The sequence below is a fragment of the Cellulomonas sp. P2_B4 genome, assembly GCF_056404795.1.
The window spans coordinates 452,529-463,863 of sequence record NZ_JBFUDI010000003.1; the positions used below are offsets into that span (position 1 = coordinate 452,529).

Consider the following 11,335-nt stretch of genomic DNA (forward strand, 5'->3'; position numbering starts at 1 on the left):
AGCGCGTCAGGCCTCGCGCGTGATCTCCACCGTCACGGAGGTCTCCTGCGTGCCCGCACCGGCGAAGATCCCGCGCAAGGGCGGGACGTCGTCGTACGAGCGTCCCCGCGCGATCACCACGTGGTGGTCGCCCGCGATCGCCCGGTTGGTCGGGTCGTAGGCGAACCACTCGCCCACCCACCACTCGACCCAGGCGTGCGAGTCACCGCTGACCGTCGTGCCGATCTCGACCTCGTCGTCCGGGTGCAGGTAGCCCGAGACGTACCGGGCGGGGATGCCGATGGACCGCAGTGCCCCGGACACCAGGTGCGCGAGGTCCTGGCACACGCCGGCGCGCTTGGCCCAGGCCTCGGACGCCGGGGTGTGCACCGTCGTCGCGCCCGGGATGTACTCGACCTCGTCGCGCAGAGCGTTGCTCACGGCGAGCGCCGCCTCCGCGGGCGGCAGGTCGGCCGCGACGCGACGGGCCAGCTCGACGACGTCCTCGGGCGGTGCCGTGGTCGGCGTGTCCGAGAGGAACTCGGCGAGCCGGTCGCGCAGCTCGGTACCGCGCAAGGTCTCCCAGCCGGCCGGGTTGCGCAGCGGCTGGCGCTCCGCGACGTCGACGAGGTGCTCGGCTGTCACGACCATCGACTCGTGCGGGGTCAGCACCTCGAACGCGGACACAGCCGTTCCCCAGTAGTCGCGGTACTCGGACCAGCCCGTGTGCGGGTGGACGTCGATCTTGGACTCCAGCACCGTCTGACCCTGCTGGGTCAGCGGCGTCATCCGCGCCTCGTTGTACGACGCGAGCACGGGGCTCGCGTACTGGAACGCGGACGTGTGGACCACTCGCAGCCGGCTCACAGCGCTTCTCCCACCCAGTTCGTCGCGGAGCCGCTCGGGAAGTACCGGCCCCGGATCGCGTCCGACGCGGCCGAGCAGGCCCGCTGCACGCGCTCCATCTCCTTGGGCAGCGCATCGAGGACCTCGATGAGCGGCCGGTACTCCAGGTTCGTCCGGACGTAGCCGATGTGCCGCCGGGCGTCGTCGACCGCAGCCCGGTCCGCCGTCGGCTCGAGGGCCGCCAGGCACGACTCCGCCTGGTTGAGCGCGAAGACGATCGACCGCGGGAACAGCTGGTCGGTCAGCAGGAACCCCGCAGCCCGCTCGTCGGACGCGGCACCGCGGTACATCCGCAGGAACGCCTCGTGCGCGCCGCAGGAGCGCAGCAGCGTCGTCCAGCTCGGCCCGGCCGACCCGGCGAGCGCGCGCGTGGTCAGGAGCCGTGCGGTCATGTCCGCCCGCTCGATCGAGCGGCCCAGCACCATGAAGTTCCACGTGTCGTCGCGCGAGGTCGCGGAGTCCGTGATCCCGGCGACGACCGCGGCGCGCTCGCGCACCCACGTGAAGTAGTCGTGCGGGCGGGCCGGGCGCATGTGCGAGGGCAGCTGGTTCCACGTCGCGTTGAGCGACTCCCAGAGCTCGGTCGAGATGGTCTCCCGGGCCCGTCGCGCGTTCTCCCGCGCCGAGACCAGCGACCCGGCGATCGATGACGGCGCGAACCGGTCGTACGCCAGCATGTCGAGCACGTACTCGCGGCCCACCATCACGTGGCTCGGCTCCGCGGGCCGGTCCATCACGGACAGCAGAGACCGGCAGGCCAGGTCCTCCTCCGCCCACGGGTCCTCGAGCAGGATCTGCACGTGGACGTCGAGCAGGCGCGCCGTGTCGTCGGCACGCTCGACGTACCGCCCGATCCAGAACAGCGACTCCGCGATGCGGCTCAGCACACGCCACCACCTCCGACGGGGAACTCGCGAACCAGCTGCTGCTGCTGCTGCATGACCTGAGCGCGCATGTCGTTCGGGTTGGACTCGATCGGGACCGCCTCGTCCTGCGCGACCGACTGCGGCAGGTCGGAACCGTGCCGCACGGCCCGGCGCGGCACAGCGCCGCCGAGCACCCAGGTGTCCTTGGACCCGCCGCCCTGCGACGAGTTGACCACCAGCTCGCCCTCGGGCAGCGCCACGCGCGTCAACCCGCCCGGCAGGACGAACACCGACTCGCCGTCGTTCACCGCGAACGGCCGCAGGTCGGTGTGCCGCGGCCGCAGCTTGTCGCCGATGAGCGTCGGGATGGTGGACAGCTGCACGACGGGCTGCGCGATCCAGCCGCGCGGGTCCTCCCGCAGCCGGACCCGCAGCGCCGCCAGCTCGTGGCTGGTCGCCTTCGGCCCGACCACGAGCCCCTTGCCGCCCGACCCGTCGACGGGCTTGACGACAAGCTCGTCGAGCCGGTCGAGCACCTCCTCGAGCGCGTCGGGCTCCTCGAGCCGCCACGTGTCGACGTTGCGCAGGATCGGTTCCTCGGAGAGGTAGTAACGGATCAGGTCCGGCACGTAGGTGTAGACGAGCTTGTCGTCGGCCACGCCGTTGCCGACCGCGTTGGCGATGGTGACGGTCCCGTTCCGCGCGCACGTCATCAGCCCGGGGCTGCCCAGGAACGAGTCGTTGCGGAACACGACCGGGTCCAGGTAGTCGTCGTCCACCCGGCGGTAGATCACGTCGACACGGCGGCGGCCCTGGGTCGTGCGCATCCAGACGCGTCCGCTTGCGCAGAACAGGTCGCGGCCTTCGACCAGCTCGACACCCATCATCCGCGCGAGCAGCGAGTGCTCGTAGTAGGCGCTGTTGAAGACGCCCGGCGTGAGCACGACGACCGTCGGCTCGTCCACGCCGTGGGGCGCGGCGGCCGTCAGCGCCGCCAGCAGCCGACGCGGGTAGTCGGCGACGGGCCGGATCCGCAGCGCGGCGAACAGCTCGGGAAAGGTCTGCGCCATCGCCCGGCGGTTGGACAGGACGTAGCTGACGCCCGACGGGACGCGCACGTTGTCCTCGAGCACCCGCCAGCCGTCGAGGCTGTCGCGGATGAGGTCGATCCCCGAGACGTGGACGCGCACGCCGTTGGGCGGGGTGATGCCCCGGGCGGCGCGCAGGAAGTTCGTCGACGAGACGACGACCGACCGCGGGATGACGCCGTCCGCGATGGCGCGCTGCGGACCGTAGACATCGGCGAGGAATGCCTCGAGCGCCCGCACCCGCTGGGCCACGCCGGGAGCGACGTGCTCCCACTCGTCCCCGGCGACGACGCGCGGGACGACGTCCAGCGGGAACGGTCGCTCCTCGCCGGCGAAGTCGAAGGTGACGCCTTGGGCGAGGTAGGAACGGGCCAGCGTCTCCGCCCGGCCGCGCAGCTCGCCGGCGCTCAGCTCGGCCAGTGCCGTGTGCAGACCCTTGTAGGCCGCGCGGGATCCCCCGTCGGCGCCGATCATCTCGTCCCAGGCCGCGCCCGCTGGGTAGTCCTCGAACAGGTCCGCCATGTTCCGGACAGTATCCGCCCGGTGATAACGGCGCGTTACGAACCGCCCGGCCCGGTAACAGAACGCGCACGTGGGACCGCTAGTGTGCGTCTCCGCGTGCGCCCGGCAGCTGCCGAAACCCGACCGGCCCGGCCCATGACCGCTACGTTTCTGACCGTGACTCGCGCGACCCGCTGGCCGGCCCTGCACCGGCTCCTCGCCCGGTTCAGGCGTACCCCGGCAGCCGCCCCGCCCCACCGGGTCGTCCTGCCCGACCACGGCGGGGTCGTCCACCCGACGTACGCGCCGAGCCTGGACGGTGACGCCGACCCCGGCGAGATCGTCTGGGGCTGGGTGCCGTACGAGGAGGACACCTCCCAGGGCAAGGACCGACCCGTCCTCGTCATCGCGCGGGCGGGCACCAACGTGCTCGGCCTGATGCTCACGAGCAAGGACCACTCTCGCAACGCCGCCGCCGAGGCCCGCCACGGACGGGTCTGGCTCGACATCGGCTCCGGGAGCTGGGACGCGCAGCGCCGACCCAGCGAGGTCCGGCTCGACCGCGTCGTCCAGCTGCACCCGACCGCGTTCCGGCGTGAGGGTGCCGTCATGGACCGCGCCCTGTTCGACCGCGTCAGCGCCGCGCTCAGGGAGTGCAAGGGCTGGTGAGCCCGGCCGGGGCGGTGGCCCTGCGGGTTTCGGTCTGACCCCACTGTGCTGCTAACATGGTCAGTCGCGTGTCCGCCCGGGTCGGCGGGCACAAGCCCAGTTCCTCTCCGCGGGTGTCCCCACGCCCCAGTCCCGGAGCTGTGTGCGCCCTCTAGACCTGTCAGATCGCTTCGGCGAACGCACAAGAGAGTCCCTACGTGGCCAACATCAAGTCCCAGATCAAGCGCATCACCACCAACGAGAAGGCGCGCCTGCGCAACAAGGCGGTGAAGTCTGAGCTCAAGACGCACATCCGTCGCGTCCGTGAGGCCGTCGCCGGTGGCGACAAGGACGCCGCCAACACGGCGCTCGTGTCCGCCTCGCGCAAGCTCGACAAGGCCGTCTCCAAGGGCGTCATCCACGCCAACCAGGCGGCCAACAAGAAGTCGGCGCTGGCCAAGTCGGTCGCCGCGCTCTGAGCCCTGCTCAGTCTGCCTGCACGAAGCTTTCACGAACGGGGTCGGCCTTCGGGTTGGCCCCGTTCGTCGTCGTCCGAGGCGCGGCTCCGACGCCCAGGTACGACGAAGGCGCCCCCCGGACGGGAGGCGCCTTCGTCGTGTGCAGTCCGATCAGGCCAGCGACCAGGTCTCCCAGGAGCTGAGCGGCACGGTCGGCCGGAAGCCGGCCTCCCGCAGTGCCCGGTCGTACGCCTCGGCGGCACCGGAGGTGTCGCCGTGCAACGCGTACCGGTCACCGAGATCGCGCCAGGCAGCCGCAGACTGCCGTGACGCGGACATCATGCCGAGCATGTCTGCCGCCAGGCGGTAGGCACGTGCGGACCCCTCGAGGTCGCCCCGAGCATGCAGGGAGTCCCCGAGCGAGAGGTGCGCGATCGCGGTCTCGACGCGCGGGGGCTCGCCGAGACGCTCGAGTGCGGCGGTCGCGAACTCCTCAGCAGCCCCGATGTCCCCCAGCAGGAGGTGCGCCCGCGAGCGCTCGACATCGACGCGTGCCAGCTCGAGCTCCGAACCGAGCACGGCCAGGTCCGGGGCCGCACGCTCGATCTGCTCGAGCGCCGCCGTCGGGTCCGCCGGCTCGGAGCGCAGCAGGAGCCACGCGTAGTTGAGCCGGAGCCGAGGAAGGTCGCGGTCGGGCTCACCCTCCGAGAGGAGCGCGAGCGCCCGCTCGGTGTAGCGCTGGGCGAGCTCGTAGTCCCGGCGCTGCTCGGCCACGAGAGCAGCGTTCCAGTACACGCTGCCCCGACCGCGTGGCGTCCCGAGCGACTCGGCCAGACGGACCAGCTCTGCCGCCCGGTGCGTGGCGTACAGGAGGTCGCCGCGCTCGACGTAGGCCCACAGGACCGTGGACGCCAGGCGAAGGTGCCCGTCCGTCCCCGTCAGCTCGGCGCTCTCCAGCTCGGTCAGCGTGTGCTCGCCGACCTCGACGGCACGGTGAAGGTCACCGGCCTCGAGGTACGACGCGACCAGCGCGTTGGCCAGCTTGGCGGACTCGACGTGATGAGCACGGCTGCGCGCGTCCTCGAGCAGGGGTTCGAGGATCGCCACGGCGGACTCCAGGTCGCCGAGACCTTCGTGTGCACGGGCCAGCGTGGTGAGGGCCTCGACGCGGAGCGCCGGCGAGACGATGTCGAGGTCGAGGACCTCGAGCCGCCGCTTGGCGCCTGCTGCGTCACCCTGCGTCAGATCGAGCCGTGCATAGTCGATCTCCAGCCGGGTACGTGCCTCGTTCGGTCCGTCCTCACCGTGCTTGAGGAACTCGAGGGTGGTGCCCAGTCGGATAGCGAGCACAGCAAGGGCGGAGTCGGTCGGTTCACGATGACCCGCCTCGATCAAAGAGATGTAGCTCGGGGAGAACGCGGACCCGGCCAGTGCGGTCTGTGAAAGCCCCGCAGCAAGCCGGGCGTCGCGCACCCGGTCAGCAATCGTGGTCATGGTCAGTCATTGTATGTGTGACGTGGGCACGATGCACCACCCCTTCGGGGGGTGATGATGTGACGACGACCGCGTTCATCGCGATGCCAGGCTTACTGCGCCGTGCGGCAGCAGCCGGTCGCTCCGCCGTTGGTGGTGAAGCCCAGGGCGGTGACGGCGGCGGGGCCGCCGGTCAGGCCGAGCGTGACGACGAGGGCGGCGATGGCGATGGCGGACTTGATGGAGCGAGACATGGTGGATCTCCTGTCAATTTCAGCAAGGGGTTAGGTCAACACCATGATGACCGATGAAGGGCGAAGTAGTCCGCATGGTGGGCGTTTGGTAGGGGGATCGGGTGAAACTGAACGGTCCGTCACCCGTCCGATCGGGACCTTGGGCCCACTCATGAGAATTCCACCCACAGTTCCTCGTTCATAGGCTTGAAGTTGTGATGTCATAGTTCGCATGACACCGGACGACGCCGACGGCAGGCTCGCGGACCTCGCGGCCGCGGTGGAGGACGCCATCCCGCTGGCCCTCCGCCAGGAGTGGTCGCAGCGCATCGCTCGCGAGCCGGTCCTCGTCGCACGCCAAGGGATCTTCTCGGAGCACGGCCGTCCCTTCGCCTACCAGCTCTCCTTTAGGTCCCCTGACCAGCACACGGCAACCGCCACGACGTGGAACGCGCACCAGCACGAGCGCGCCACGGCACACGTCCTGGGAGCCACGTTCGGACGCGTCGACCTCGAGCACGTGGCCCACGGTCGGCTGCTCTTCGTCCGCTGCCCGCGGGCCTATCTCGTCGGCGAGCTCCCGGTGCCTGCTCGACCGGATCGCCTGGTCATAGAGATCAACGACGGTGTGACTATCGATCCCGCAGTGATCACCGGCATCCGCCGGCTGCGTGAGCAGGGCTTCCGGATCGCGGTCCCGTCGTTCGTCAGCAACCCCAACCAGCGTCGCCTCCTGCCGCACGCCGACTTCGTCAAGATCGACGTCCGCGACCTCGACGTCGAGGGGCCTCCCGTCGTGCACCTCGCACGGTCGTACGGCGCTCTGCTGGTGGCGGAGTTCGTCGAGAGCGCGGACACCCTGCGCCACGCGCGAGACCTGGGCTTCACGCTCTTCCAGGGCAACCTGCTGGAGCGCGCCGGCGTCCTGGACCGTGCCGGCGCACCCCGCGTCAACCACTGACCCCATGCACGTGGGTGCGCCGCGCTCCCGTCACACCGGGTGCGTCCGATCGGGTGAACGGCGTCATAGATCCGTCGCAGCTCACTCTCATCCAGCGTGACCGTGGCCGCAGTCTCCCCCAGAACCCCCGCGAAGCTCCCGATCGCGCGTCAGCCGATCTGGACCTCCGACGGCCAGCTGTACGGCAACGAGTTCCTCTACCGGTCCCGGGACGGGCTGCCCGCCCAGGTCGACCGCTGGCGCTCGGACCGTCAGGACATCGCCACCGCGTCCGTCCTGGACGTGCTGTTCGGCGACGGGCCGCCCGGGGACCTGCACCCCGCGTTCGTCAACGTGACCCGCTCGTTCGTCGTCGACGACCGTCCCCTGCCTGCTCACGCGGGTCGGCTGGTCCTCGAGATCGTCGAGTCCGTGGCAGCCGACGACGCCGTCCTGGCTGGGCTCGCGCGGCTGCGGGAGCGCGGCTACAAGATCGCGATCGACGACTTCGCGGCAGAGGCCGACCAGATCGCGATGCTGCCCTACGCGGACTACGTGAAGATCGACGTCCGCGACGTCGACCGGGTCGGTCCGAGCATCGTGCAGCTCGCCCGGCGCAACGGTGCGGTGCTCGTCGCGGAGCGCGTCTGGAACGACACGCTGGTCCAGGAATGCCGGTCGCTCGGCTTCGAGCTCCTGCAGGGCGACGCGCTCGGACCCGCGATCACCCTCGTGGCCTAACGGGCGTCCCCCGAACGGCTCAGCTTCCGACGGACGCGGCCACCCGCAGCACCGCCCGTTCGACGGCGAACCGGGGGTCGCGCCCCTCCCCCTTGACCTCCGCGTCCGCCTGCGCGACCGCCGAGATCGCACCGGCCAGGCCCTCGGGCGTCCACCGGCGCAGGTCCGAGACCGCCCGGTCCGTCTGCCACGGCGCGAGTCCCAGGTCCCGCAGCGCACCGGCACCCCGCCCCCGGACCGCCGCGACCTTGGCGAGCACCCGCAGCTTGGCAGCGAGCGCGGCGACGATCGGGACCGGGTCGACGCCCGTGGCCAGCGCGTGCCGTAGCAGGGCGACCGCCTGGCCCGCCTGGCCCGCGACGGCCGCGTCGGCCACCCGGAAGCCGGTCGCCTCGATCCGCCCGCCGTAGTAGCGCTCGACGACGTCGGCCCCGATGAGCCCCGAGGTGTCCGCCACCAGCTGCGAGCACGCGGCCGCGAGCTCGCGCAGGTCGCTGCCGACCGCGTCGACGAGCGCGCGGACCGCCGCGGCGTCAGCGCGCCGGCCCGCCCGGCGCAGCTCCGCCGTGACGAACGCACTCTTGTCGGAGTCGGACTTGATGACGTCGCACGCCACTGTGGGCACGCCCGTGGAGCGCAGCAGGTCGAGGAGCTTCTTGCCGCGAACGCCGCCTCCGTGCCGCAGGACCAGCACGACGCCCGGCGGAGGCGACCCGACGTACTGCGTGACGTCGGACAGCAGCTCGTCGGGCCCCTTCTCCAGGGCGTCGACCACGAGGACCTTGTCCTCGGCGAACAAGGACGGGCTCGCGACGACACCGAGGGTTCCGACGACGTAGTCCGCGCCGTCCAGCCGGGTCACCTCGACGCCGGGGTCGGCGGCCCGGGCGAGGGCGACCACCCGGTCGACCGCGCGGTCCGCGAGCAGGTCCTCGGCACCGCTGACGAGCAGGATGGGAGCGAGCTCGACCGCGTCCCACGAGACACCGACGGTCTTGGCGGCGGGACGGCGAGCAGCAGGAGGCACTCGCACAGCCTGCCAGAACTCACCGACACCGTCGGGCGACGAGCAGTCGTGCCGTGCAGACGCTGGCGCAGGCGAGCAGCCCGATGCCGACCGGGCCGGGCTGCCACGCCAGCTGCGCGCCCGGCGCGGCTGCCGCGACCCGCGCCACGGCCCCGATCCACCAGCAGGCCGCGCCCGCGCCGAGGGCCAGCACGTGCGCACCCCACGGGAACCACGACGCGAGACCCGCCGCGGCGAGCCCGAGGACTGTCGCCGGTGCGACCGCCGGAGCGACCAGCAGGTTGGCCGGGATCGCATACAGCGCGACGGAGGGCGTCGCGAGCAGGATGGCCGGTGCGCAGGCGAGCTGGGCGGCGACCGGCAGCGCCAGCGCCTGTGCGGCCGGACGTCCGATGCGGGCCGACCAGCGCTGCGCGAGCGGGCCGCCGAGCAGCACCAGGCCGCCGGTCGCCAGCACCGAGAGCACGAAGCCGAGCTCGCCGGCCAGCCACGGGTCGCTCACCAGCAGGACGACGACCGCCGCGCACAGGGCCGGAGGTGCTCGGTGCGGACGGCCCACGAGCAGGCCGCCCGCCGCGACCAGCCCCATCGCCGCGGCACGCACGACGCTGGGCGACGGGTGCACGAGGACGACCATCGCCGCCATCGCGCCCACCACCACGACCGCTCGACAGCCACGAGGCAGACGCAGCGCCGTCGCGAGCGTGAGCACGAGCACCGCGACGAGCGAGAAGTGCGCCCCGGAGACGGCCGTGACGTGCGTGAGGCCGGCGACTCGCATGTCGGCCGTGAGGTCGCTCGGCACGCCGCTCGTGTCGCCCACCGTCACCCCCGGGAGCAGCGCACGCGCGTCGCCCGGCAGCCGGTCCGCGAGGTCGGCGACGTCCTCGCGGACGCTCGTCGCGACCGCGTCCCACCGTGCCGCGTCCCGCAGGAGCTGGGGGTCCGCACCGGTCAGCAGCACCGCAGTGACCCGCGCGCCGGGCGCGCCGGGCTGCATCCGTCCCGAGACCACTAGCTGCGCGCCGTAGGGCACCGCCGCGAGGGCTGGCGGCCCGAGGACGAGGACCTGCCCGACGGCGCCGGACGTGCGCCCGTGAGCGACGACCGTCTCGACCGCGAGGAGGCACCGGGCTCGCGGAGGGGCGCCCGGCCACGCGGGAGGCAGGACCGCGGGTTCGCCGACGACCCGCCCGGTCAGCACGGCGGCTGACTGCGCCTCCACGAGCTGCGGCAGGAGTCCCTGCGCCCGGGCGTGCGTCTGGGCGGCGCCCGCTCCGAGGACCGCGGCGACCGCCACGAGCACGAGTGCGAAGGTCGGCGTCCACGCCGGGCGGGTCCGACGCACCACCCCGACAACCGCGATGACGACGCAGCCACCCGCGACGACCGCGACGACACCCGGGCTCGCCCGCACCACCGCGAGAGCCGCGATCCACGCTCCGACCGCCGGTACCGCGAGGCGCAGGTCGACGGTCACCGGCGGGTCGTGGTCCTCCACGATCTCGGCGGTGGTGGCGATCGCGGGCCGGTCGTGGTCCTCCACGAGCTCGGCCGTGGTGGCCGTCACGAGCGGGTCGTGAACCTCCACGACCTCGGCGCGGATGCCGATCGTGAGTGGGTCGCGATCCGCCACGACCTCGGCGGCGGCGACGGTCGCGGCCGGGTCGCGATCCCCGACAGGCAGGTTGCGGTCGCCCGACGCCACCGCGACGGTCACCGGTGTCCCAGTCGTCATGCGGTTCGCCGTCGTCACACGCGCACCAGGTCGCGGAGGCGTTCGAGCAGCGTGGGGCCGATGCCGCTCACGTCCCCCAGCTCGTCCACCGACGTGTACGGCCCGTCCTCGCGGTGCGCGACGATCCGCTGCGCGAGCACCGGGCCGATGCCGGGGAGCGCGTCGAGCGCGGTCTCGTCGGCCGTGTTCAGGTCGACCAGGTCGTCCGCGGTGGCGACGGGCGCGCCGCCGGCCGGGACGCTCTCCCCCGGGCGCGGCACGACGATCTGCTCGCCGTCGACGAGCACCCGGGCCATGTTCAACGCCCCGATGTCGGCGTCCGGAGCCGGGCCACCCGCCGCCGTCACGGCGTCGACGACGCGGGACCCGGTCGGCAGCCGCACGACGCCCGGTACGGCGACCGCACCCACGACGTCGACGACGACGATGGGGTCGCCGCTGGAGACCGTGGGTGACGGGGTGCCGTCCGGTGCCGGGACGGGCAGGGAGACCGGCGCACCCGGTGCGGCGGACGCGGCCCGCAGCGCGACCCCACCGGCGAGCAGCAGGACGGCGGCCCCGCCGACGCCGACGAGCCGCCACGACACGGACCAGCGCAGCCGTCGCCGCGGGTGCCGGCCCACGTGGGTGCCATGGGCGGAGGCATAGGAGTCCGCCGCATCCCTGAGCGCCGCCCCGGATCGCGTGGCAGGCGCGCGAGCGTCCGGCCGGGGTGGCCGGCCGCCGAGTGACGACTC

At 72.6% G+C, this 11,335-nt stretch carries 12 protein-coding genes; 4 read left to right on the plus strand and 8 right to left on the minus strand.

Annotation, left to right across the window (positions count from 1 at the left end; all coding sequences use genetic code 11):
* Positions 1–6: 6 nt before the first annotated feature.
* The 3 genes from AC1DZC_RS07025 to AC1DZC_RS07035 are packed head-to-tail and all read right to left on the minus strand — an operon-like array spanning position 7 to position 3,361.
* Positions 7–846, minus strand: coding sequence for a transglutaminase family protein (locus AC1DZC_RS07025; protein ID WP_477037948.1), 840 nt, complete (start codon positions 844–846; stop codon positions 7–9).
* A complete protein-coding gene (locus tag AC1DZC_RS07030; RefSeq protein ID WP_477037949.1) occupies positions 843–1,772 on the minus strand; it encodes an alpha-E domain-containing protein in 930 nt (309 codons plus the stop codon). Before AC1DZC_RS07030 ends, AC1DZC_RS07025 begins: the two co-directional genes overlap by 4 nt.
* On the minus strand, positions 1,766–3,361 hold the full coding sequence (locus AC1DZC_RS07035) for a circularly permuted type 2 ATP-grasp protein (RefSeq protein WP_477042722.1): 1,596 nt from the start codon (positions 3,359–3,361) through the stop codon (positions 1,766–1,768). The genes AC1DZC_RS07030 and AC1DZC_RS07035 overlap by 7 nt, the downstream gene beginning before the upstream one ends.
* 156 nt (positions 3,362–3,517) lie before the next feature.
* Here AC1DZC_RS07035 and AC1DZC_RS07040 point away from each other — a divergent pair, with 156 nt between their 5' ends.
* Together AC1DZC_RS07040 and rpsT are read left to right on the plus strand one after the other, a co-directional pair.
* A complete protein-coding gene (locus AC1DZC_RS07040; protein ID WP_477037951.1) occupies positions 3,518–4,009 on the plus strand; it encodes a type II toxin-antitoxin system PemK/MazF family toxin in 492 nt (163 codons plus the stop codon).
* 197 nt (positions 4,010–4,206) lie between these two features.
* Positions 4,207–4,467, plus strand: a complete 261-nt coding sequence (rpsT, locus tag AC1DZC_RS07045) for a 30S ribosomal protein S20 (protein WP_028046688.1) — start codon at positions 4,207–4,209, stop codon at positions 4,465–4,467.
* 150 nt (positions 4,468–4,617) lie between these two features.
* Here the strand turns inward: rpsT and AC1DZC_RS07050 are convergent, their stop codons facing one another.
* Both AC1DZC_RS07050 and AC1DZC_RS07055 read right to left on the minus strand, forming a co-directional pair.
* Positions 4,618–5,940 (minus strand): helix-turn-helix domain-containing protein, encoded by a 1,323-nt coding sequence (locus AC1DZC_RS07050; RefSeq protein ID WP_477042723.1) that lies wholly within the window; start codon positions 5,938–5,940, stop codon positions 4,618–4,620.
* 92 nt (positions 5,941–6,032) lie between these two features.
* Positions 6,033–6,173, minus strand: coding sequence for a hypothetical protein (locus tag AC1DZC_RS07055; RefSeq protein ID WP_477037953.1), 141 nt, complete (start codon positions 6,171–6,173; stop codon positions 6,033–6,035).
* A 211-nt stretch (positions 6,174–6,384) separates the two neighbouring features.
* Between AC1DZC_RS07055 and AC1DZC_RS07060 the strand changes: the two genes are divergently transcribed.
* A complete protein-coding gene (locus AC1DZC_RS07060; RefSeq protein ID WP_477037954.1) occupies positions 6,385–7,113 on the plus strand; it encodes an EAL domain-containing protein in 729 nt (242 codons plus the stop codon).
* A gap of 96 nt (positions 7,114–7,209) precedes the next feature.
* Positions 7,210–7,833 carry an EAL domain-containing protein gene (locus AC1DZC_RS07065; protein ID WP_477042724.1) on the plus strand — a complete coding sequence of 208 codons (624 nt, stop codon included), beginning with the start codon at positions 7,210–7,212 and terminating at the stop codon, positions 7,831–7,833.
* Positions 7,834–7,852: 19 nt separating this feature from the next.
* Here the strand turns inward: AC1DZC_RS07065 and holA are convergent, their stop codons facing one another.
* Genes holA through AC1DZC_RS07080 form a run of 3 tightly spaced genes read right to left on the minus strand, consistent with a single transcriptional unit; the run spans position 7,853 to position 11,221 of the window.
* Positions 7,853–8,860, minus strand: coding sequence for a DNA polymerase III subunit delta (gene holA / locus AC1DZC_RS07070; protein WP_477042725.1), 1,008 nt, complete (start codon positions 8,858–8,860; stop codon positions 7,853–7,855).
* Positions 8,861–8,879: 19 nt separating this feature from the next.
* Positions 8,880–10,598, minus strand: a complete 1,719-nt coding sequence (locus AC1DZC_RS07075) for a ComEC/Rec2 family competence protein (RefSeq protein ID WP_477042726.1) — start codon at positions 10,596–10,598, stop codon at positions 8,880–8,882.
* A 14-nt stretch (positions 10,599–10,612) separates the two neighbouring features.
* Entirely contained in the window at positions 10,613–11,221 is a 609-nt protein-coding gene (locus tag AC1DZC_RS07080) for a ComEA family DNA-binding protein (RefSeq protein WP_477042727.1), read from the minus strand.
* Positions 11,222–11,335: the final 114 nt, after the last annotated feature.

What these genes read in the sequence shown, in the direction of transcription:
- AC1DZC_RS07035 (WP_477042722.1), bottom strand. Translation starts at nt 3,361, where the DNA reads ATGGCGGACCTGTTCGAGGACTACCCAGCGGGCGCGGCCTGGGACGAG.
- AC1DZC_RS07060 (WP_477037954.1), top strand. Translation starts at nt 6,385, where the DNA reads ATGACACCGGACGACGCCGACGGCAGGCTCGCGGACCTCGCGGCCGCG.
- AC1DZC_RS07075 (WP_477042726.1), bottom strand. Translation starts at nt 10,598, where the DNA reads ATGACGACTGGGACACCGGTGACCGTCGCGGTGGCGTCGGGCGACCGC.
- AC1DZC_RS07055 (WP_477037953.1), bottom strand. Translation starts at nt 6,173, where the DNA reads ATGTCTCGCTCCATCAAGTCCGCCATCGCCATCGCCGCCCTCGTCGTC.
- AC1DZC_RS07050 (WP_477042723.1), bottom strand. Translation starts at nt 5,940, where the DNA reads ATGACCACGATTGCTGACCGGGTGCGCGACGCCCGGCTTGCTGCGGGG.